Annotated in this window: 16 protein-coding genes; 7 read left to right on the plus strand and 9 right to left on the minus strand. The window is 71.8% G+C overall.

Features of this window, described 5'->3' with window-relative positions; translation table 11 throughout:
• Positions 1-519 precede the first annotated feature (519 nt).
• Together WMF46_RS12165 and WMF46_RS12170 are read left to right on the plus strand one after the other, a co-directional pair.
• A complete protein-coding gene (locus tag WMF46_RS12165; protein WP_437985763.1) occupies positions 520-2,319 on the plus strand; it encodes a hypothetical protein in 1,800 nt (599 codons plus the stop codon).
• A 165-nt stretch (positions 2,320-2,484) separates the two neighbouring features.
• A complete protein-coding gene (locus WMF46_RS12170; RefSeq protein ID WP_437985764.1) occupies positions 2,485-2,859 on the plus strand; it encodes a zf-TFIIB domain-containing protein in 375 nt (124 codons plus the stop codon).
• A gap of 161 nt (positions 2,860-3,020) precedes the next feature.
• Here WMF46_RS12170 and WMF46_RS12175 read toward each other — a convergent pair whose 3' ends face one another.
• The 5 genes from WMF46_RS12175 to WMF46_RS12195 all read right to left on the minus strand — a co-directional run bounded on the left by WMF46_RS12175 (position 3,021) and on the right by WMF46_RS12195 (position 9,013).
• Positions 3,021-3,878 carry a class II glutamine amidotransferase gene (locus WMF46_RS12175; RefSeq protein WP_437985765.1) on the minus strand — a complete coding sequence of 286 codons (858 nt, stop codon included), beginning with the start codon at positions 3,876-3,878 and terminating at the stop codon, positions 3,021-3,023.
• Positions 3,871-5,289, minus strand: a complete 1,419-nt coding sequence (locus tag WMF46_RS12180; RefSeq protein ID WP_437985766.1) for a hypothetical protein — start codon at positions 5,287-5,289, stop codon at positions 3,871-3,873. Before WMF46_RS12180 ends, WMF46_RS12175 begins: the two co-directional genes overlap by 8 nt.
• Before the next feature lie 8 nt (positions 5,290-5,297).
• A complete protein-coding gene (locus tag WMF46_RS12185) occupies positions 5,298-6,803 on the minus strand; it encodes a hypothetical protein (RefSeq protein WP_437985767.1) in 1,506 nt (501 codons plus the stop codon).
• 300 nt (positions 6,804-7,103) lie between these two features.
• Entirely contained in the window at positions 7,104-7,547 is a 444-nt protein-coding gene (locus WMF46_RS12190) for a hypothetical protein (RefSeq protein WP_437985768.1), read from the minus strand.
• Positions 7,548-7,693: 146 nt separating this feature from the next.
• Positions 7,694-9,013, minus strand: a complete 1,320-nt coding sequence (locus tag WMF46_RS12195; RefSeq protein WP_437717219.1) for an ATP-dependent 6-phosphofructokinase — start codon at positions 9,011-9,013, stop codon at positions 7,694-7,696.
• A 417-nt stretch (positions 9,014-9,430) separates the two neighbouring features.
• Here WMF46_RS12195 and WMF46_RS12200 point away from each other — a divergent pair, with 417 nt between their 5' ends.
• The 3 genes from WMF46_RS12200 to WMF46_RS12210 all read left to right on the plus strand — a co-directional run bounded on the left by WMF46_RS12200 (position 9,431) and on the right by WMF46_RS12210 (position 13,646).
• Positions 9,431-10,285: an SDR family oxidoreductase gene (locus WMF46_RS12200; RefSeq protein ID WP_437985769.1), complete on the plus strand. Its 855-nt coding sequence runs from the start codon at positions 9,431-9,433 to the stop codon at positions 10,283-10,285.
• A gap of 627 nt (positions 10,286-10,912) precedes the next feature.
• Positions 10,913-12,061, plus strand: coding sequence for a polysaccharide pyruvyl transferase family protein (locus WMF46_RS12205; RefSeq protein ID WP_437985770.1), 1,149 nt, complete (start codon positions 10,913-10,915; stop codon positions 12,059-12,061).
• A gap of 16 nt (positions 12,062-12,077) precedes the next feature.
• Positions 12,078-13,646: an FAD-dependent oxidoreductase gene (locus WMF46_RS12210; RefSeq protein WP_437985771.1), complete on the plus strand. Its 1,569-nt coding sequence runs from the start codon at positions 12,078-12,080 to the stop codon at positions 13,644-13,646.
• A 37-nt stretch (positions 13,647-13,683) separates the two neighbouring features.
• Here WMF46_RS12210 and WMF46_RS12215 read toward each other — a convergent pair whose 3' ends face one another.
• Positions 13,684-14,832 (minus strand): ATP-binding protein, encoded by a 1,149-nt coding sequence (locus WMF46_RS12215; protein WP_437985772.1) that lies wholly within the window; start codon positions 14,830-14,832, stop codon positions 13,684-13,686.
• Positions 14,833-15,118: 286 nt separating this feature from the next.
• Here WMF46_RS12215 and WMF46_RS12220 point away from each other — a divergent pair, with 286 nt between their 5' ends.
• Complete coding sequence (locus WMF46_RS12220; RefSeq protein WP_437985773.1) at positions 15,119-19,096, plus strand: serine/threonine-protein kinase; 3,978 nt, start codon at positions 15,119-15,121, stop codon at positions 19,094-19,096.
• 28 nt (positions 19,097-19,124) lie between these two features.
• On the opposite strand, the gene WMF46_RS12225 is transcribed toward WMF46_RS12220, so the two are convergent.
• Together WMF46_RS12225 and moaA are read right to left on the minus strand one after the other, a co-directional pair.
• Positions 19,125-19,256, minus strand: a complete 132-nt coding sequence (locus WMF46_RS12225) for a 4a-hydroxytetrahydrobiopterin dehydratase (protein ID WP_437987890.1) — start codon at positions 19,254-19,256, stop codon at positions 19,125-19,127.
• Positions 19,257-19,286: 30 nt separating this feature from the next.
• Positions 19,287-20,366: a GTP 3',8-cyclase MoaA gene (gene moaA / locus WMF46_RS12230; RefSeq protein WP_437985774.1), complete on the minus strand. Its 1,080-nt coding sequence runs from the start codon at positions 20,364-20,366 to the stop codon at positions 19,287-19,289.
• 351 nt (positions 20,367-20,717) lie between these two features.
• Between moaA and WMF46_RS12235 the strand changes: the two genes are divergently transcribed.
• A complete protein-coding gene (locus WMF46_RS12235) occupies positions 20,718-20,969 on the plus strand; it encodes a MoaD/ThiS family protein (RefSeq protein WP_437915852.1) in 252 nt (83 codons plus the stop codon).
• Between the two features lie 50 nt (positions 20,970-21,019).
• Here WMF46_RS12235 and WMF46_RS12240 read toward each other — a convergent pair whose 3' ends face one another.
• Positions 21,020-22,237: a cytochrome P450 family protein gene (locus WMF46_RS12240; protein ID WP_437985775.1), complete on the minus strand. Its 1,218-nt coding sequence runs from the start codon at positions 22,235-22,237 to the stop codon at positions 21,020-21,022.
• Positions 22,238-22,252: the final 15 nt, after the last annotated feature.

The following is a 22,252-nucleotide window of genomic DNA, read 5'->3' on the forward strand; positions in this document are numbered from 1 at the left end:
GTCGCAGCGTGCGAGAGACGCTTCAGAAGAGAGCCTGCATGGCGGACGTCATGCGGGCTTTTCTGCTTTTGTCTTCGCCCCGCGGAGCTGCGCCTCGCTGGGCTGGCCGGCCGGGGCGCCCGAGGGGGCCTCGTTCTTCGCGCCACGTACAGGCCTCGGTGAGCTGACCGGCCCGAGGAGACCGTGTTTGACGCCCGACGAGACGGGGCTTCCCGCGCGCGAAGGACCGGGGCCCGGGTCCGATGCGCGCCTCGGCGCCGGACGCGGCCGCGCACCGCCTCGTGCTGCGCGGGGCAAGTTTTCCACGCCGGTTCCGGATGTACGGCGCGCTGCAGGTGCGACTATGGTCGACGCATGCGACCTCTGAGGCAGTGGCCCACGCAGACGGCGCAACGCGTCGAGCCGCGATGGGAATCCGAGCGCCGCGAGCCTTCCAACGGCGCTCGCCTCGGTGACGCGAACCCTACGGCGGAAGCGGGGCTTCCGGCCGGAACCATGTAGTCGAGGGCGCGAAGCACGATGACGACGCACGTAGAAACCACGCTGCCGGAGGAGCAGCGAGCTGAACCGTCCGCTGGGGCATCGGCAGGGCAGGGCGCGGCGGAGGACGCCGTGGAGCGCGCTCCGTCGCTGCCACGTGAGGCGGTGCGCAGGCTCGCCTCGGTCTGCTTCTGGATCACGATGGCGCTCTGCTTCGCGCTGCTGGCGTGCAAGACGGTGGTGCGCTTCGACCTGACGACGCTCTGGGACGACGCGTACATGTTCCAGCGGTACGCGCACAACATCATCGCCGACCACAGCATCGCGTGGAACCCGAAGGGGCCGCCGTCCTACGGGCTCACCTCGCTCGCCTTCATCGTCGCTGCCGTGCCGTTCCACCTCATCGCCGGCGGCAACACGAGCCTCGCGGCGATGCTCCAGAGCCTCGTCTGGGGTCCCGTGCTGCTCGTCCTGCTCGCCCTGCTCGTCCTGCGGGCGGCCGGCGACAGCAAGGTCGCGCGCCTGTCCTGCTTCGCCCTCGTCGCGTTCTGCGCCGCCCGGTCCACGCTGACCGACCACTTCGTGAGCGGCATGGACACGTCGTTCGGCCTCTGCTTCCTCACGGCGTACCTGCTCCTCACGCTGCGGCTGCTCGGCACGGCCCGGCTCGCCGGCGGGGTGGCGCTCGGGGCGTTCGGCGGCCTCGCCTTCTCGGTGAGGCCTGAGCTCACGGCCTACGCCGTCCTCGTCCCGCTCGCGCTCGTCGCGCTCGAGCGCGACCGTGACCGCCGGCGCTTCGGGCTCGCCGCCCTCGCCGCGACGGCGGGTGTCCTCGCCATTCACCTCGCGGCCGCCAAGCTGTACTTCGGCTCGCCCCTCCCGCTCCCGTTCTATGCCAAGTCGACGAACCTCTACGGATCAGGGATCCTCCGCGCCTACCGCGGCCGGCCGACCATCGATCTCGTCGACTGGCTCGAGTTCTTCTGGCCGCTCGTCACCGTCATCGCGCTCGACGTGCTCGTGGGCCTCGGCGCGCGGCAGGCGAGCCCCGGCGCGCCGGCAGGCGAGGGGAGGAGGAGCGGCCCCAGGGCCTTCTGGGCGGAGTCCTCGGCGTTCGACAAAGGGGTCCTCGCCGCGACGCTCCTGTGCCTCGCCTACTCGTGGCTGTTCGTCGTGCCGATCATGGGGTTCTCGCAGAGGTTCTATTACGCGCCGCTGCCAGGCCTCATCTACCTCGCTTGCCGGAGCGCCGCCCGGCTCGCGCGGACGCTCTCCGACTCGATCGGCCAACCCGCGCCGGCCGCCCTGCCCCTGGCCGGCGTGGCCGCGCTGGCGATCCTCTGGCTCCAGCTGTCGACTCCCCTCGCCGCGGCTGGCAGGGACCTCGCCGGCGCCGTCGCGGCGAAGCGGCTCGGGCATTTCAACATCGTCAAGCACGGCAACACCTCGGGACCGCAGAAATACTGGTTCGCGATCGATCGCGTCTCGAAGCTCCCCGACGACCTCGTCATCGCCACGACCGAGGTCGGGATGCTCGGCGCGATGAACCTCAACAAGACGATCATCGACATGGCCGGCCTGAACGACCGGCGCTTCGCGCTCGAGCCGTTCTCCGCGGACAGGTTCTTCGAGGCCTACAAGCCCGATCTCATCTACATGCCACACCCGCATTACGTGCAGATGACCGAGGATCTGACGGCCCACCGCGAGATGTCCGGCTATGTCGTCTACTCGAAGTCGAAGCTCGGGACATCGCAGTTCGGCATCGCCGTCCGGCGTGACAGCCCGTATTTCGATCGGTTGCAGCAGATCGTGAAAGAGAAGATGGGCTCGAAATGACGTCGCGCGCCGCGCGGTGCGCGCGGTGGGGGACAGCCCGCCCGCCGGCTGGCGACCACGCATGCCGCCGACCGTCTCCGGCGAGGCGATCGACGCTCTTCCCGCGATCCGGGGCGTCTGATACCATCGCTCCCGACCGCGGCGGACGCCGCACTGGAGCATGACGTGAACTGTCCGAAATGCACGGGCTCGATGGATATCGTCACCTTCGGCGGGATCGATGTCGACCGGTGTACGGCGTGCGGCGGGATCTGGTTCGACAGCCGCGAGAAGGAGTCCCTCAAGGCCATGGACGGCTCCCAGCAGATCGACACCGGCGACCCCTCGGTAGGGCGGAAGAACAACCAGATCCGGCGGGTGCCGTGCCCGCGCTGCTCGACGCCGATGGTGCGCATGGTCGACCCGCAGCAGTCGCACATCTGGTACGAGAACTGCAGCGTCTGCGGCGGCGTCTACTTCGATGCCGGCGAGTTCCGCGATTACAAGGAGCACACGCTGAGCGACTTCTTCCGGGACCTGTTCGCGCGCCCGCGCAGCTAGAGCGGCGGTCACCCGCTTCGGATACGGGCCCATCTCGTCGTTTTCGGTGCTCAGCGCACAGGAGTGCGCTTCCGCGCCGAAAACGCCGATCTGGACCCGTCTCCTGTGCGGGAGACCGCCGCTCTGCGTCGCGTGCACCAGAGGCGGGGGCGGGAACCGCTCTAAGGAGCCCGTCCGTCCGCTCCCGGGAGCGTGCTCGGCCCGGGGAGCTCGGGGCCGGAGCCCTCGCGGGCCTCGGGGAACGTCGCCAGGAGCTCGCCGGCGCGGAAGACCCACAGCGTGCCGGGCGTCGCCTTGAGCCAGAGCTCGTCGCGCGTGAGCGGCTCGGTGGCCACGACGGCCATCCGCGCGTCGGGGCCGACGCCGTGGAGGTCGTTGAAATTCACCTTGAGATCCGCGTCCACGAGCGTGGCCTCGCCGAACGGGGCCTGGCGCAGGATGCAGGACAGGTGGTCGCCGCAGCGGGCGAAGAGGTGCTCGCCGTCCGCGAACAGGAAGTTGAAGACGCCATCGGCGCCGAGCTCGTTCCCGAGCTCGTACAAAAGGCGCCCCAGCTCCCGCGCGTCGCCCGGGTACCTCTCGCCGAACGCGCTCCGGATCGCCTCGAGGAGGATGCAGAAGGCGTGCTCGCTGTCGGTGTCGCCGACCGGCGTCTCGACGTGGAGCTTCCGATCCCTGACCGTGGGCAAGGTGCCGTTGTGCGCGAACACGATGTGCCGGCGGTGGAGGACCCGCATGAAAGGGTGCGTGTTCTTCAGGGCTGCTCCCCCGCGCGTCATCTTGCGCACGTGCGCGATGGCGAGGGCCGAGTGGATCGGGTTCTCGCGGATGAACCGCGCGAGCGGGCTCGAGAAGGCCGGGTGAGGCTCGAGGAACGTGCGCGCGAACAGCCCATCGTACAGCGAGACGCCCCAGCCGTCCGCGTGCGGCCCCGTCTGCCCGCCGCGGAGCGCGAGCCCCGTGAACGAGAACACGATGTCCGTCGGTACGTTCGACACCATGCCAAGCAGCTCACACATGACGGGCACCCTCCCGAGGCGCGCGCGCGCCGTCGACGATCACGAGCCCCGTGACCCCGCCTCCCGCGGAGACGTTGCTGACCTCCGAGGCCGAGAGCCGGACCATGGCGCCCTCCATGCGCGTGGTGAAGGTGGAGAGCGGGCCCTCCACGCCGCGGGCGAAGACGAAGGGGCAAAGGTCGAAATAGACCTGCTCTTCCTCCACGGCGCCGCCGCGGAACGTCGGCATGCGCGCTGTGCGCGGGCGGCGCCGCTCCTGCACGATCCAGGGCTGATCCGCGGCGGCCCGGACTGCCTCTCTCCAGGCCCCCGGCGTCGCCGTCCACCCGAGCATCACGCCTTTGCCGCCGTACTCGTCGTTCGGCTTCAGCACGAAGCTCTCCTGCTCTCCGAGGAGGAGCTCGACGAGATCCACCTCGCGGCCCCGCCACGCGGCGCGGCCCGCGGTCACCCGGCGCGTCCAGGGGACGTGCTCCGCGATGGCCGCGCGCTGCTCGGGCGTGAACAGGCCCGAGAACATGGGGTTGCTCAGCACGGCGAACGCCGCCTTCTTGTTGAGGGGCCTGATCCGGAACGAGTTCGCCACGTACGCCGCGCGATCGCAGTAGGCGCGGATCAGGGGGTGATTGAGGCCGCGCCGCCCGACGAGCTCCTGCGTGATCACGCGCCGGTAGACGAGATCGATCCGCTCCCCGCCCGCTCCGAGGCGGCGGCCGTCGTACGTGAGCTCGTCCGGATCGACGATCGTCGTCCGGTGCCCCTCGGCCGAGAACAGGTCGGCGAGCACCCTGAGCTCGGCCGAGGTGTCGACCGTGGTCCAGTCGACGATGGCTATCGCGGGCCGCGCCTCGCGCCCGCCCCACGCGGCGTAGCCCTCGCGCAGGGCGCCGAGGAGCGCCCGGTGCGGCGCCGGCGTGCGCAGGCCATGCCCGTCCCGGAGCGGCGCGAGGTGGGGGAGCGCCATCAGCGTCCGCTCGACGAGGATCTGGTCGGTGAGGCCGGCGGGGGAGTCGGCGTTGTACTCGATGAAGGAGAAGCCGCCGTCGGTGATCAGCATGTCGAGGCGCCCGACCGAGTGGAGCGGCCCCGGACCCGGCACGATGGCCGCGAGGGCGCGCTCGTCCGCGGAGAGCCCGACCTCCTCGGCCAGGAAGTCGTCCCGGATCGCGCGCTGCGCGACCCTCTCCAGCGCGGAGGCGATCTGCTCGGCCGCGCGGGCGATCGCGGCGAGGTCCTGCTCGGCGATGAGGTAGGGCCGCAGGTAGCGGCACAGCGGGCGCGCGCCGTGGACCAGCCCGAGCCGCCGCTGGGCCTCGAGGAACGCCTCGAACCGCGCCGCGTCCATCGCCCCCGGCGCGGCGAGCCGGGCGTCGAGCTGCTCCGCGAGGGATCTCGTGGCGTCCTGGCTCATCGGCGACCTCATGTCGCGCCCGCGCGCGGGGTCCCCCAGGCGTGCACGGGCGCTCCGGAGTCGACCTCGGCCATGTACCGCTCCAGCATCTTCTTCAGCGCCTCCTCGCGCGACGCGGAGCCCATCTCCAGCGCCGAGAGCGCGCGGAGCTGCCATGTGGCGCCGGTGATGCCTTTGGCGACCCGCGCCTCGAAGATCTGGAGATAATGGCGGACCTCGTCCCCGTCGACCCCCGCGGTCACGAGCCCCTCCTCGACCCGCGGCAAGAGCGAGAGGAGGAGATCGCGAGCGCGGACGCACCTCGGCGCGGCCCCCGGTACGGCCGGCCAGACGAGCTCGGCGTCGAGGCCGTAGTGCGCCGCATGGTAGAAGTTCCTCACGGCGAGCTCGAACGGGAACGACGGCAGGAGCTCTGCGATGGAGGGCGCGAGCGCGAGGATGCCCCCGAGCAGGAAGCTCCCGTTCGCGAGCATGTCATCGAGCGTGGGCCCGGACGGCAAGGCGCGAAGCTCGATCCGCAAGTGGCCGTCGCCGGCCGGATCGTACACGGGTCGATTCCAGTTCCAGACGGTGCCGTGGTGCAGGCGGAGCTCGTGGAGCTGCGGTATCCCCCCGGCCCGCGCGCAGCCGACGACGTCCTCGTCGCCGCACACGGGGAGGATGGGCTCGTGCAGCGCGACGCTCTCCATGAAGAGCTCCGCCGCGCCGTCGCGCACCCAGCCGGTCCCGAAGCCGATGCGGGCCGGCATCTTCCAGTCCGCGCCGGGCGCCGGCGGGCGATCGTCGCCGGCCTGCTTGAACACCGCCACCCGCGTCTCGTGCCACAGCCTGTGGCCGAGGAAGGTGGGCGAGTTGCACGAGGCCGCGAGCGCGGGCGCGGTCATCATCATGGCGGCGTTGAACAGCCGCGCGAAGGCGTCGGGCGTGGCCCGGAGGTGGATCTGAAAGGCGGTGTTCGCCGCCTCCATCGCGGGGTCGTCCGACGTGAGCTCCAGCGGCTCGGCGCCGTCGATCTGGATATGGAAGGGCGCCCTGCGCAGCCTGCAGAGCCCCGCGGCGAGCGCCCGGTACCGGGGCAGGTTCGTGATCGTCGCAGGGCTGAAGTCGCGCCGCTGGAACGTCGGCAGGATGCTGACCGGGACCACGCGCGCGCCTCGCGCCGCCGCGCGCTCGCGGATTGCCTCGACGGTCGCGCGCATCTGCTCGCGCAGCGCCGAGAGCGGCCTGCCAGCGAGCGGCACGGGCTGGGTGCTGAGCTCGATGTCGAACGCGCCCATCTCCGGCGTGATCATCGGGCTCGCCGCGGCGCGCGCGATCTCCGCCCCGATCGGCACGGGGCGCGCCTCGCGATCGACGAGGAACATCTCGAGCTCGGTGCCGATCGTCGCTTCTCCGTGGCCGAACCCCGGCCGGGCGAGCACCATCTCCAGCGCCGCGAGGTTCTGCTGGAGCCGCGTCTTGAAGAGCCGATAATCGACGGTCTTGAAGTGGTCTTGCTGGATCTCGATGCCCAAGGGACCTCCCGCTGCGATCCCGGCGAGGGTCCGTCCTCCAGCACGGCGAGCGCCGTGGGCTCCAGGAGAGCTCGCCGCCGGGATCGCGATGTTCCCGCGCCCTACGCGCCGCGCAATGCAAGCGCAGGGCCACGGACGGCGGTCTCGACATGAAGGCGGCCGGAGACCGCCGCCCGCTCACGTAGAGCTCGAGCGGTGTGGCGCGGATGCAGCCTGTGGCAAAACGCGCCGTGGGCGCTGTGGGAAGGTGTTTCCTGGGTTTCGCGCGGGTGTCGGGGAGGTTTCATCCCGAGCGCCGGCTCATCGGTCGATGTGCGGGACGCGCTCGACAACACACGCGCCCGCCTTGCAGCGAGCGACCGAGTCCTCCTTCGGCGCCATGCACTTTGCGACCGGGCAGCTCTCGGCGGCGCAGCTCGCGGCGCGCCACTTCTGGAGCTCCGCGAGCGCGTCGCGGTGGAACGCCTGGTCGCACGGCGGGCACAGCTGGTCGCAGCACTGCCCGGCCCGCGCGCAGGACGCCACGCAGTCGGCGTCGGCCTCGCACCGAAGCTCCGACGCAGCAGCGCGCGGCTCGCCGCCGGCAGCCGGCGGGGGCTGCGCCGCAGGCGAGGTCTCCGCCCCCGACGGGGCCGCCGGCGGAGCCTCGACTCCCGGGGCCTGCGGCGCGGGTTCCTTGGTACAGCCGGCGAGACAGGCGAGGCCAGCGAGCACGAGCGAGCGAGAGGGCAACGAGATCTTCATGCCGGCCAATATGGCACGGGGCGAGCCCGCGGCGCGCGGGGAGATGGCCGATCCAATTGTTCTTTTGCGCCTTTGCGCCTTTGCGCCTCTGCGCCTTTGCGTTGAAATCTCCCTCCGGATCCCCGGCCGGACTCCTGCCAGGAATGCTAGCAGAACGAGAGCGGCTGCCCCGTGGCCTCCACGACGGCCATCCACAGGTCGTCCGTCGGGTCGACCTGCTTGCGCATGCGGACGGCCAGGGGCATCGGCACGTGCACGAAGCGGCCGTGCCACCGGCCGATCAGCATCTCGGTGTTGCCCGCCATCGCCGCGTGGACCGCGTTCCGGGCCATGTTCCAGCAATACACGCTGTCCGACGGGGACGCGGGGACGCTGCGGATATGATAGCTCGGGTCCAGGTACTTCAGCGTCGCCTCGACGCCGCGCGCCCGGAAGTGCGCGTTGATGCGGTCGCGCAGGAAGAGGCCGATGTCCTTCAGCTTGAGGTTGCCGCTGAGATCCGTCGCCATGGGCTCCGCGCTGGAGGTGCAGTGTTCTTGCATGGCGCCCTCGGCGACGACGATCACGGCGTTGCCGTGGCGGGCGAGCCGGCGCTCGAGGTGCGCGAGCAGCCCGCTCGGGCCGTCGAGCTCCGCGTGGACCTCGGGGATGAGGACCACGTCCACGTCCGCCGACGCGAGCGCCGCCGCGCACGCGATGAAGCCCGAGTGGCGGCCCATCAGCTTCACGAGCCCGATGCCGTTCTTCGCCCCCGAGGCCTCCACGTGCGCGCTGCGGATGACGTCGACGGCGGCGGCGAAGGCGCTCTCGAAGCCGAAGCTGCGGTCGATGAACTTGATGTCGTTGTCGATGGTCTTGGGTACGCCGACGACCCCGATCGACAGGCGGCGCTCCTCGATGGCCCGGACGAGCGACATCGCGCCGCGGATGGTGCCGTCGCCGCCGACGACGAAGAGGACGTTGATGCCGAGGGCCTCGAGCGTGTCCACCATCTGGTGCGGGTCCTGGTTGCCGCGGGAGGTGCCGAGCACGGTGCCGCCCATGCGGTGGATCTCCTCGACGCTCCGGGGATCCAGGCGCATCGGGGCGTGCCCGAAGCGGGCGACGAGCCCCTCGTAGCCGTAGCGGAAGCCGAAGATCTCCGGCACGCCGTAGCTCTGCGCCATCGTGAGCACGAGGCCGCGGATGACGTTGTTGACGCCGGGGCAGAGCCCGCCGCACGTCACGATGCCGGCGCGCACCTCCTTCGGATCCCAGAAGACGCGGTTGCGCGGCCCGGCCAGCTCGAACGCCGGCGGCCGCGCGCCGGAGGCGTCCGCGAGGACGGCGGACAGGCGATCGTTGAACAGCACCTTGTCGGCCTCGCCGACGTACACCGTGGCCTTCTCGCCGAGCTTCTCGGCGACGGGCGAGGGGTGCCGGCAAGGGCCGAGATCCTTGATGGCGAGGTCGGCAGGGGTCACCACGCGCAATGCCTCCAGGTGGGGAGAACAGCGCCCCTCCGGCGAGCACCGCCGCGGGGACCCTGCCATGATCGGACGGCGCGTGTTTCGGCCGCTTTTCGGGAGCGATAAGCTATCGTAACGCCGCGCGGTTCCGTTCCCACGCGAAGAGCAGCGCGCTACGCGCAGCTCCCGCTCCTCGTGAACCAGGCCGCCACCCTGTCCAGAAAGACGCGGGTCTTCGGGACGAGCGCGCCGCCGCGGGGCTCGCGCAATGGCCGAGGGTCGCCGTGCCGCCGGGCGACCAGCGACGGGGCGTCGAGCGGGCCGACGCGGATCTATTGCCACCAAGGACGTTCGCCCGCATCGTGCGGGGCACGCGAGCCGCGTGACGCCGCTGCGAGGCGCGCCGAGACCCGCGTTATCAGGAAGGAACCACCCATGATTCTCGTGACGGGAGCCGGAGGGACTGTCGGAGGCGCCCTCCTCGATGAGCTGAAGTCGATGGGCGTGAAGCCCCGCGTCGCCCACCGCTCCAGCGACAAGGCCGAGAGGGCGAAGGCCGCGGGGCACGACGCCGTGATCCTCGACTTCGCGAAGCCGGAGACGCTGCGGCCGGCGCTCGACGGTGTCGATGCCGTGTTTCTGCTGGGGTCCGGCGGCGCCGGGCAGATCGAAGCGGAGATCCGGGTCGTCGAGGCGGCCAGGGCCGCCGGGGTGAAGCGGCTGGTGAAGCTCTCGGTCTGGGGCGCCGGGGACGAGGCGTACTCGTTCGCGAAGATCCATCGACCGATAGAGCGCGCGGTGGAGGCGTCGGGCCTCGCCTGGACGTTCCTCAGGCCGAACGGCTTCATGCAGAATTTCGTGACCTACATGGCCGATTCGATCAAAGCGCAGGGCGCCTTCTACCTGCCCGCGGCCGACGCGAAGATCAGCCATATCGACGTGCGCGACATCGCGCGGGTCGCGGCGCTGGCGCTGACGAGCTCGGGCCATGAAGGCAAGGCGTACGAGCTCTCCGGCCCATCGGCGTTCTCCTACGGCGAGGCGGCGGACATCCTCACGCGCGTGCTCGGCAAGGAGGTGCGTTATGTGGCGGTGTCCGACGAGGCGGCGAAGGCCGGTATGGTCGCCGGCGGGATCCCCGATCTCTATGCCGATGCGATGATCGACCTCAACCGGCTCTACCGGAGCGGCGCCGGCGCCGGCGTGACCTCGGCGGTGAAGGACGTCACCGGGCGTGAGCCGATCGGCTTCGAGCGGTTCGCGCAGGACCACGCGGCCGCGCTCCGCTGAGGTGCGCGCGTCGATCGTCCGGTGCTCTGGATCTAGAATTCAGCCATCAGCCCTATCGTCGGGTTGACGATGAAGCTGTCGAGATCGAGCGCGACCGCCTGCTGACCGAGCACAGATGACCGTTCTCTAGAGGCGCGCCGACGAGGGCGCGCCGGTCCCGGACACCGGCCTCCATCTGTGCGATGACGGCGAGATCCGCGCGGTGGTGCGGACGGGGACGGTCATCCCAGGTCGGGGCATTCTGGCCGGTCGTCGCGCGGCAGGCCGGCTATCACAGGCGTCCAGGCGGGCGGGTCGCTGGCAGGGAACGATTGCTGACAGGCCTCGTCCACGACATCACCCACAGCCGCGGCCGGGGCGACCCGCGCCGCGGCTCGCACCGCGCGCAGCCCCTTGGCCGGGCGCGCCTCGTCGCCTGGCTCTCTCGATCCACTCCGGGTCGCCCGCGCCTGCGCGTGTCCCATGGTGCGTCCTCCGCCGGCGGACATTGCGCCTCGCCGCCGCCGTGGCAAGGTCCTGCGCTGCGCTGACGATCTCGGACGACCGAGCAGGTCGCAGCTGGCGGAGGGCCGCGCTCGACGTGACGGCGCGGCGATCGAGCGGAGGCGCTCGCGGGAGGAGCCCACGATGGACAAGGCGAACCAGCCGTTCCGGGTCGGGATTTCAGGGTCCTACGGCGGCATGAACCTCGGCGACGAGGCCATCCTCGATGGCATCGTCACGCAGCTCCGGGCGTCGATACCAGCGGAGATCACCGTGTTCTCGCTGTGCCCGGAGGACACGAAGATGCGCCACCAGGTGGAGCGCGTCGTCCCCGTTCGTGACCTCACACGAATGGAATCGACCGCCGAGATCGAGCGCTTGGATCTCTTCGTCCTCGGCGGGGGAGGCATCCTGTACGATCGGGACGCGCCGGTCTATCTGAGAGAGGCGCTCATCGCGGAGGAGCGCGGCGTGCCCGTCGTGATCTACGCCGTGAGCGCCGGGCCGCTGTCGGACCCGAGCGCGAAGCAAGCCGTGCGGGCGGCGCTGAACGCCGCGGACATCGTCACCGTACGAGACAAGCAGGGACGTCGCCTCCTCGAGGAGGTGGGGGTGAATCGCGAGATCCGTCTCACGGCCGATCCGGCCCTGCTGCTGCGCGAGGAGGCGCTGCCCATCGAGGCCATCCGGGCCGAGGGGGTCGAGTTCGAGCGGCACCTTGTCGGCTTCTCCGTCAGGGAGCCGGGCCCGGCGGCGCCCGACATCGACCCTGACGAGTACTATGGCCTGCTCGCCAACGCCGCCGACTTCGTCGTCGAGCGCCTCGACGCGGACGTCGTGTTCGTGTCCATGGAACGGACGGACGTGCAGCACAGCCACGCGGTCGTCGCCCACATGAAGAACGCCGAGCGGGCAGAGGTCTTGAGGCGACGGTACACGCCGCAGCAGATCCTCAGCCTCGTCGGGCACCTCGAGTTCGTGGTGGGCATGCGCCTCCACTTCCTGATCTTCTCGGCGCTCCGCGAGACCCCGTTCGTCGCGCTGCCCTACGCGTCCAAGGTCGCGGGGTTCATCGAGGACCTCGAGATGGAGACCCCGCCCCTCGGGAGCATCAGCTCCGGGCAGCTCATCGCCAGGCTCGATCGCTCGTGGGACACGCGTCACGAGATCCGCGCGAAGATCCGCCGGCTGCTCCCCGGCCTGAAGGCCAGGGCGAGGGAGACCAACCAGCTCGTCACCGAGCTCCTCGCGCGGCGAGCTCCGGCGGCGCAACCCGCGCGGAAGAGCGCGTGAGCGCGGGGAGCTGGCGATGGACGTGATCCGGACCGACGTCGCCGTCATCGGCGGAGAGCTCGGCGGCTGCGCGGCGGCGCTCGCGGCGGCCCGGACGGGGCGCCGCGTCGTCCTGACGGAGGCGACTCACTGGCTCGGGGGCCAGCTGACGAACCAGGCGGTCCCTCCGGACGAGCACCCGTGGATCGAGGACATGGGGGCGACCCGGAGCTACCGCGCGCTGCGCCAGGGGATCCGCGAGTATTACCGCAGGCATCTCCCGCTCACCGCGTCGGCCAGGGCGCTCCCCGAGCTCAACCCCGGCAACGGCTGGGTCAGCCGCCTGTGCCACGATCCGCGGGTCGCGGTGGCGGTCCTGCACGAGATGATCGCGCCGTATCGGCTCAACGGGCGCCTCGTCGCGCTCCATGCTCACCGGCCCATCTCGGCGTCGACGCACGGCGATCGGGTGACCGGCGTCGTCGTCCGAGGGCTGGAATCGGGCCGCGATGTCCTCCTCGTGGCCGACCTCTTCATCGACGCCACGCCTCATGGCGAGCTCCTCTCGCTCGCGGGCGTGGAGCACGCGCTCGGGGCGGAGTCTCGCGCGGAGACCTGCGAGCCGCACGCCCCCGAGCGCGCGGATCCGGGGGCCCAGCAGGCGATCACCGTCTGCTTTGCGATCGAGCACCACCCAGGAGAGGACCATACAATCGACAGGCCCTCTCAGTACGAGCGCTGGCGCTCCCTCGAGCCGCCCGGCTGGCCGGGTCGGCTGCTGGACTGGACGGCGGTTCGACCCGATACACTCGAGCCTCTGACGCGAGGTCTGTTCGCCGCGGAAGACCGGCATCCCTGGTGGAGCTTCCGGCGGATCCTCGACAGGACGGTCTTCGAACCGGGGTTCGCGCCGAGCGACATCACCATCGTGAACTGGCCACAGAACGACTACTGGTTCGGGCCCGTCTGCGGCGTCGACGAGGCGGAGGCCGCGCGGAACCTGGACGCAGCGCGGAACCTCAGCCTGAGCCTTCTGTACTGGATGCAGACCGAGGCGCCTCGCCCGGACGGCGGGGTCGGATATCCAGGCTTGCGCCTCCGCGGGGACGTTGTCGGCGGCACGGTCGACGGCCTCGCGCCAGCGCCCTACATCCGCGAGTCCCGCCGGATCCGGGCCGAGCTCACGGTGCTGGAGCAGCACATCGCGTATCCGCTCCGGCCCGACGGCCCCGCGACGTTCGAGGAGAGCGTCGGGATCGGGTGTTATCGCATCGATCTGCACCCGCGCGTCGGGGGCGCCGGGTACCTCGATCTCGGCTGCTGGCCGTTCCAGATACCGCTGGGTGCGCTCATCCCGGTGCGGGTGGAGAACCTGTTGCCGGGCGGGAAGAACCTTGGCGTCACGCACATCACGAACGGGGCCTACCGGGTCCACCCTGTGGAGTGGAGCGTCGGCGAGGCGGCGGGGCTGCTCGCGACGTTCTGCCTGGAGCGCCGCGTGCTGCCGCGGCAGGTGCGCGCCCGGAGCTCGCTTTGCGAAGAGCTCCAGGCGCTCCTGGTCCGCGAGGGCATCGAGCTGGCCTGGCCGGCGCTGAGGCCGGTCTGAGCGCCGCGCCACGGCGTGTGTCGGCGAAGCGACCGCGCTACGACGAGCGGGGGAGCGTGACGCGGAACGTGGTGCCCTCCTCCAGCGTGCTCGTGACCTGGATGGAGCCTCCGTGCGCGTCGGCGATCGATTTGACGATGAAGAGCCCGAGCCCGAGCCCTTTCGAGCGTTGTACGACCCGCTGGCTCTGCTCGCTCCGGCGAAACGGATCGAAGAGGACGGGCAGCAGCTCGGGCGGGATCGGGGTCCCGCGGTTCGTCACCTCGATCACGACGCCATTCTTGTGCCCGCGCAGCTCCACCTGCACCGGCTCCTCCGGCGGGCTGTAGTCGACGGCGTTGCCGATCAGGTTCGACAGGAGCTGCCCCATGCGGCCCGGATCCCACGTGCCCCGCTCGTCGCCGTGGGCCGTGAAGCGGATGGTGTGCTCCGGGTGGGCGAGCTCGAGCTCCTCGACCACGCGCTGGCAAATCGCGCGGAGATCGACGGGCTCCGGTTCGACCGGAAGACCATGGTGGGAGCGGATGCGCGTCAGGTCGAGCAGCTCCTCGACCATCCGCACCGCCCTCTCCGTGCTCGCAGCGATGCGCTGGGCGAGCCTCGCGGCGGCGGTCGTGACGTCCTCGCGCTTGAGCAGGGCGGCGGTGGCGAACCGGATGGCCGAGAGCGGGTTGCGCAGGTCATGCCCGAGGACCGCGATGAACAGCTCGTGGAGCGCGACGTCACGGCGGAGATCGGCCGAGCTCGCGCGCTCGTAGTCGACGGCCGCGGTGATCATCACCTCGTCGAGCGCCGAGTGCACGAGCTGGGCCTCCTCGCCGCCGAGCACTACCCCCTCCCGCGCGCACAGGTCCACGATCACGGCGCGAAGGAGGCCGAGCTCGCGCAGCTCCTCCGCGAGGGAGTAGCCCTCGGCGATGCGATGCGAGACGTGCACCTTGGCGGCCTCCGAGCTGCCGATCTCCGGGCCGCTGGCTCCGTCCGGCGCGCCCGGCTGCGCGAGCTGCGCGAGGGAGTCGATGAGGTCGTCGAGGAGCTTCGGCGTGTAATCTCTCAAGTCCTCATCGGTGAGCCCACGGGCCCGTGGGATTTTCGGCGCGCTCCGCACGCGCACCATCCACCGGCCCATGATCTCCTCGCTTCGCTCACGGAGCAGGACCGTGATGCGCGACAACGTGTGGCTCACGTGCGCTCTCCCCCCATCGACGTCGATGCGCCTCGTCATCCGGCGCGGCGCGGCTGGCCATTGTCATGGATCCCGCAAGGCCCCCCAGGAGAAACACGAGCCGGACGGAGCCAGGTAGCCGAGGTGGGAGTCGTCGGCGAAAGACGGCCTCGGCGGCGCTGGGGCTGCCCGTGTCGGCGTGCTCGAAGGCAGGAAGATTCCAGGCAAGGAGGCAGGGGACGCTGCGTCCGTCCTGGCCGCGCGCTCCGCCCTGGCACGTGTGGCGTGCGTGCCCGATACTCCGCGCATGCGCCCCGGGGACCTGTTTGCAGGTCGCTTCGAGCTCGATCGCGTCGCAGGATCCGGGGGAATGGGCGCGGTCTATCGGGCCATCGACCGCGCGACCGGGGAGCCGGTCGCCCTCAAGGTGGGGCTGCACGCGGAACAGGTGGAAGCCGAGCAGGCCGAGCGGTTCCGCCGGGAGGCGCGGGTCCTCGCGGGGCTCCACCACCCCGCCATCGCGCGGCACGTCGCCCACGGCGTCACCGCCGAGGGCCGGCAGTACCTGGCCATGGAGTGGCTCGACGGCGAGGATCTCGCGGCGCGGCTCCGGCGGGGGCCGCTGGGCCTCGACGAGGGCCTCGCGCTCGCCGCGCGCGCCGCCGAGGCGCTCGGCGCCGTGCACCTGCGCGGGGTGGTCCACCGGGACGTCAAGCCGGCGAACCTCTTCCTGCCGGGTGGGGACGTCGCGGCGGTGAAGATCCTCGACTTCGGGATCGCGCGGGCCCCCGACGTCACGTACACGCTGACCAACCCCGACGCGCCCATCGGCACGCCCGCCTACATGGCGCCGGAGCAGGTCCGCGGCGAGCCCGACATCGACGCGCGCGCCGACCTGTACGCGCTCGGGTGCGTGCTGTTCGAGTGCCTCACCGGGCGGCCGCCGTTCGGGGGGGTGCACGTCGTCGCGCTGCTCACCAAGGTGCTCTTCGAGCAGGCGCCCCGCCTCCGCGTGCTGTGGCCCGGCGCGCCCCCGGCGCTCGACGCGCTGCTCTCGCGCCTCCTGGGCAAGGATCGGCGGCTGCGGCCCGGGGACGCGCTCGCGGTCGCGGCGGAGCTGCGCGCGCCGGAGATCCGCGAGGCGAGCGCGGTGCCCCTCTCGCCGTCGGTCGGCCTCACGACGGCCGAGCGGCGGCTGGTCAGCGTGGTGCTGGCGGCGCGCCGGGCCGAGCCGGCGCACCCGCCGCAGCCGGCGCAGGCCGTGTCCAGCGAGGCGAGCACGGCGCCGGCGCGCGGCCTGACCCGCCAGTGCCGCTGGCCGCTCGACCTCCTCCAGGCGATCCGGAGGACCATCGACCTGCACGGCGCGCGCGTGGAGCTGCTCCGGGACGGATCGATCGCGGCCCTGCTCACGGGGGCCGAGGCGCCCACGGATCTCGCGGCGAGCGCGGCCCGGTGCGCCCTCTCGCTCAAGGCGCTGCTGCAGGGCGCCGACGTGGCGCTCGCGACGGGCTGGGAGGTCGTGGACGGGACCCAGCCGCTCGGGCCCGTCATCGACCGCGCCATCGCGAACCTCACGGCCGCGGAGCGGGGCGCAGGGGACGCGCTCCGGCCGATCGCGATCGACGCGATGACCGCGTCCCTCCTCGGCCCGCGCTTCGAGGTGGCGCACGGCGAGCGCGGGGCGGCGCTGCTCGGCGAGCAGGAGCCTCTGGAGGAGGCGCGCGCGCTGCTCGGCAAGCCGACGCCGTTCGTGGGGCGGAGCAGCGAGCTGCGCTGGCTCGAGCTCCTCTTCGACCAGTGCGCCTCGGAGTCGTGCGCCCAGGCGGCGCTCGTGATCGGCGCGGCCGGCGTGGGCAAGTCGCGGCTCCGCATCGAGCTCGCGCGCAGGATGCGCGGCCGCGAGGCGCCGCCCCAGATCTGGACTGCGCAGGGCGACGCGGTGCGGGCCGGGGCGCCGCTCGGGCTGCTCGCCCAGGTGGTGCGGCGCGCGGCCCAGATCGCGGAGGGCGAGCCCCAGGAGCGCGGCCGGGAGAAGCTCGCCGCGCGCGTCGCGCGATCCGTGGACGCCGCGGAGCAGGCGCGGGTGACGGAGTTTCTGGGCGAGGTGATCGGCGCGCCGTTCCCGGACGCGGATCGGCGCGAGCTGCGCGCCGCGCGACAGAACCCGATGCTCATGGCCGACCAGGTGCGGCGCGCCTGGCTCACCTTCCTGGAGGCGGAGTGCCGCACGGGGCCGGTGCTCCTGGTGCTCGAGGACCTGCACTGGGGCGACCTGCCGACCGTGCAGCTCGTGGACGCGGCGCTCGGGCAGCTCCGGTCGAGCCCGCTCCTGGTGCTCGGGCTCGGGCGGCCCGACGTGGACGAGGTGTTCCCGGGGCTGTGGGCCGAGCGGGGCGCGACAGCGATGCGGCTCGGGGCGCTGCCGGCCCTCGCGTGCGAGCGGCTGGTGCGCGCGGCGCTCGGGGAGCAGGCGCCCGCGGAGCAGGTGGAGGGGCTCGTCCGGCGCGCGGCGGGGCACCCGTTCCTGCTGGAGGAGATGCTGCGCGTGGCGGCCGAGGGCGCCGAGGGCCGCGACGCAGACGAGGCGCCCGAGAGCGCGCTCGCGATGGTGCAGGCGCGCCTCGAGGGGCTCGATCTGGAGGCGCGCCGGGCGCTGCGCGCCGGGAGCTTGCTGGGCGAGGTGTTCTGGTGGGGCGCGGTCGCCCGGCTGCTCGGGGTGGACCGGGACGACGCCGCGCTCGCGGGCTGCCTCCTCGCGCTGGAGCGGCAGGAGTGGATCGCGCGGCGGCCCGCGTCCCGGTTCCCGGGCGAGGTGGAGTACGCGTTCCGGCACGGGCTCGTGCGCGACGCGGCGTACAGGATGCTCACCGAGGCGGATCAGCGGCTCGGGCACAGGCTCACCTCCGAGTGGCTGGAGCACGCCGGGGAGCGGGACGCGCTGGTCCTGGCCGGGCACTGCGAGCGCGGCGGCGAGCCCGAGCGGGCCGTGCGGTGGCTCTGCGCCGCGGCGGAGGGGGCGCTCCGCGGCAACGACCTCGCGGCCGCGCTCGCGCGCGCGGAGCGGGGCGTGGCCTGCGGGGCGGGCGGGCGGGAGCTCGGCGCGCTGCGCCTGATCCAGGCCGAGGCGCACCTGTGGCGCGGCGAGCTGTCGGCCACCGAGGCGCGCGCGACGGAGGCGGTCGCGCTGCTCGAGCCGGGGTCGGGCGCATGGTACCGCGCGCTCACCGCGGCCCTGGCCAGCGCCAGCAAGCAGGGCGCCGTCGATCGCGCCGGGGCGTGGGCCGCGCGGCTCGCGGCGGCGGCGCCCGCCGAGGGAGCGCTGAGCGCGGTGGTGCTCTGCCTCTCCTGGTGCGCGGCGGAGCTCATGCTCGCCAACCAGCACGCGACCGCCGACGCGCTGCTCGAGCAGAGCCTGCGCCTCACGGGGGATCCTCCGGCCGTCGACGACGAGGCGGTCGGGGGGCTGCACCAGACCGTCGCGTTCCGCGCCGCGCTCGCGGGCGATCACGCCGCCGCGGTGGACGCCCTGGAGGCGGCGGCCGGGGCGTTCGGGCGCGCCGGCGACCGCCGGCAGGCCTGCTCTGTCCAGCTGAACATGGGCTTCATCCTCACCGAGCTCGGCGCGCTCGAGCGCGCCGAGCAGCTGCTGCGCGCGGCCGTCGCCGAGGCGACACGGATGGATCTGCACGAGATGCTCCCGACCGCGCGGCAGAACCTGGGGCACGCCCTCCTCCAGGCGGGCCAGATCGACGAGGCCCGCGCGCTGCTCGAGCAGGCCATCGACGCGTCGCGCCGGCAGGGCAACCGGCGCATGGAGGGGCTCTCGCGCGCGTACCTCGCCCGGGCGGCGCTGCTCTCGGGCGACGGCGAGGCCGCCGCGCGCGAGGCCGGCGCGGCGGCGGCGCTGCTCGACGTGGCGCCGCTCCTGCGCGCGGTGGCGCTGGCCATCCTCGCGCGCGCCCGGATGGGAGGGGGGCCCGAGGGGGCGGCCGAGGCGCTTCTCAGCGCGCAGGAGGCGTTCCGCCTCATCGAGGACGCGGGGATGGCCGAGGAGGGAGAGTCGCTGATCCGCCTGACCTACGCCGAGGCCCTGCGCGCCGCCGGCGAGCGCGAGCGCGCCGCGCAGGTCATCGAGGCGGCGCGCTCGCGGCTCCTCGAGCGCGCCGCGAAGATCGGCAGGCCGGCGTTGCGGCAGAGCTTCCTGGAGAGCATCCCCGAGAACGCCCGGGCGCTCGCGCTCGCCGAGGCGTGGGCTCTGGAGCGCCAGGGGGCTGTCGCCTGAGCGCCGCGTTACCCAGGGGCCCCGTGGGTCAGCCCTGCTCGAGCGGGTCACACTTGCCGGCAAAGTAGAAATCGATCTCGGTCAGCCCGTCGCTCGTGTGGGTCCAGAGCTCGATGCGCACGTCGCGCTTCCACAGGGTGAGTCGAGACGCATGATCGATCCTCTGTGATGGCTCGAGGAGCGGAGCGCTTCACCCGCCGCGGGTGTGCATCTCCAGGTGCGCGTCGCGCTTCAGCTGGATGGCCGGGAGCAGCGCGCCGCGTGATCGGTTGGCGAGGCGGGCCTCGGCGCCGCGGTCGGAGCGAGCGCTCCACACGCGGGCGACGATGGCCGTCATCTCCTCCAGCGAGGCGCCCTGCCGGAGCGCCTCGCGCAGGTTGGTGCCGCGCGGGGCGTAGAGGCACAGGTACCACATCCCATCGGCCGTCAGCCGGCTGCGATTGCAAGCGCTGCAGAACGGCTGCGTCGTCGAGGAGATGACGCCGAACGTCGTCCCGTCGGGGAGCGCGAACCGGGCGGCCGGCGCCGCGCCCTCGCTCGGGATCGCTTCCACGCGGCCGTAGCGGCGCGAGAGCGACCTGATGATCTCGGCGCGCGAGAAGACCTTGTCGTACGACCACTGGGTCGCGCCCCCGACGTCCATGTACTCGATGAAGCGGACCTCGGCGGGGATGGTCTTGCCGAACTCGATGAGATCCGCGAGCTCGTCGTCGTTCACGCCGCGGATCACCACGGTGTCGATCTTGGTGGCGGTGAACCCGGCGGCAGGCACGGAGCGCAGGCCCTCGAGGACCTGGGCGTGGGTGGTGCGGCGGGTGAGCGCCTTGAAGCGCTCGGGGTGGAGCGTGTCGAGGCTGACGGTGATCCGGTGCAGGCCGGCCGCACGGAGCGCGTGGACGTGCTCGGCGAGGAGCACGCCGTTCGTGGTCATCGCGATGTCGTGGATCCTGGGCTTGTCGGCGATGAACCGCACGAGCGTCCTCAGTTCGCGGCGCAGCAGCGGCTCGCCGCCCGTCAGGCGCACCTTGGCGGCGCCCAGCTCCGCGAAGACGTCGACAAGGAAGCTGATCTCCTCGAACCGGAGGATGTCATCGTGGGGGAGCCAGGCGTACTGTTCCTCCGGCATGCAGTAGGAGCAGCGGAGGTTGCACCGGTCCGTGACCGAGATTCGCAGATCGCCGATCGGCCGGCCGTGCACGTCGGCCGTCGACGTCTGGCCCTCCGATCGCCGAGCACCGGCGGCACCTGGGAGCGGCATTGTCGCGAGCATGCCACATTCCTCCTGCGTCCACCTGGCTGATTTTACACATCAACGGCAGCGCCGGGCATGCAACGCTGATGGTGTTCGAGGCGCGGACCCGCAAGGACGGCGGCCGAGTCTCCAGCTCACGAAAGGTGAGACTCGATGGACACCATCTCCTCTTGGCCACGTTCGACTCGACGGTACCCCGATCGACTCAGCACCCCACATCGGCCGGTCGCTTGCGATGACGCCCGCAGAGATCGGCCTCTTCCGCGCTCGAGCTCGAGCTCGAGCTCGAGCGTGTCCGCTACCTCAGCGGGGAGGAGGGATCGGTCGGGCATTCCGGCGTCGAGCTGCATGGGATGGTACGTTTCAGCCATGGAAAGCACCGTCAACTTGCTCGCCTTCGGGGGCGCGCGCGACATCGTCGGGGCCTCGGAGGTACGCTTCGAGCTGAGCGGCCCCTGCACGGTGGAGGAGTTCATGGGCGAGGTGTGCCGGCGCTATCCGGCGCTCACGCCGCACCGGCGCTCGATCCGCCTCGCTGTCAATGGGACCTACGCCCATGCGGACGAGAAGATCAGCTGCGGCGACGATGTCGCGCTGATCCCGCCGGTCGCCGGCGGCTAGGTCGGCTCACGGCGCCGCGGCGCGGAAGCGCAGCGGGAGCCGCGCCCGCCCTAGAAGCGGACGTGCAGCGCCGCCATCCCGCGGAGCTTGGTGTTGGGCCCCCATGTCGGCTCCGGCGTCGCGAGCTCGAGACGCGGCAGCCGGCGCAGCAGCACCGAGAAGGCGATCTCGAGCTCGGTGACGGCGAGGAAGGAGCCCAGGCACGCGTGCGTGCCCCGGGCGAACACCAGGTGCGGGTTGTGCTTCCGCGTGATGTCCAGCCGATCGGGCTCCGGAAACACCTCGGGGTCGCGGTTGGCGGCGCCCAGCACGACGGAGAGCCGATCCCCCTTGCGGATCCGCTTGCCCCCGAGCTCGAGATCCGTGAGCGCCCAGCGCTCCATCCCTCGCTGTCCAGGCGACGTGTAGCGCAGCAGCTCCTCGACGGCGGTCTGCGTCAGCTCCGCGTGGCCTCGAAGCAGCGCCAGCTGATCGGGATGCGAGAGCAACGCGTACACGCCAGCCGAGATCATCCGGGCCGTCGTCTCGAAGCCAGCGTAGAGGAAGAACGTGAGGTTCGACAGGAGCTCCGGGAGCGCGAGTCGATCGCCGTGGTCCTCGGCCGAGAGCAGCGCGCTGATCAGATCGGCCCCCGGGCGCACCTGCCGCTCGGAGATCACCCTGCTCAGGTACTCTCGCGCGGCGTCATAGGCCTCTTCGCCCTGCTGCCGCACCTCCGGCGGTTGAGCCTGGTCGAACTTCAGATGAATTCGGGTCGTCCACTCGCGAAATTGCTCTCGCTCCGACGTCGGCAAGCCCATCAGCTCACAAAGCACGAACGTCGGCAACGGATACGCGTAGTCGGCCACGACGTCCATCCGCCCGTCCCCCTCGACGAGGTCCACGAGATCGTGCGCGATCTCCTCGATCCTCGACCGGAGGTGCTGGACCACCTCGCGCGTGAACCCCTTGCCCACGAGGGAGCGCACCCGGTCATGCTCGGGTGGATCCAGCTCCATCATGTTCGGGGTCCACGGGCATGATCCGGAGCCGCGGCGCGGGACAACGGTCATGACCTTTTCACGTTGTGTGGTCAAGCGCCTGTCGGCGAGGGCGAGCTTCGCGTAGGAATATTTCGTGATCCACCACTCCCCTACCGAGGCGACGAAATGGACCGGCGCTTCTGCCCGGAGGCGTGCGTAGAACGGGTAGGGATCCCCCACAAAGGCGGGATCCAGCGCGTCGAAGCTGTCCGCTGACCATTTCTTGTGCGTGACCGCGGATGTCATCGTCTTCCTCCTGAT

The organism is Sorangium sp. So ce117, from assembly GCF_051524395.1.
GTDB lineage: Bacteria > Myxococcota_A > Polyangia > Polyangiales > Polyangiaceae > Sorangium > Sorangium cellulosum_B.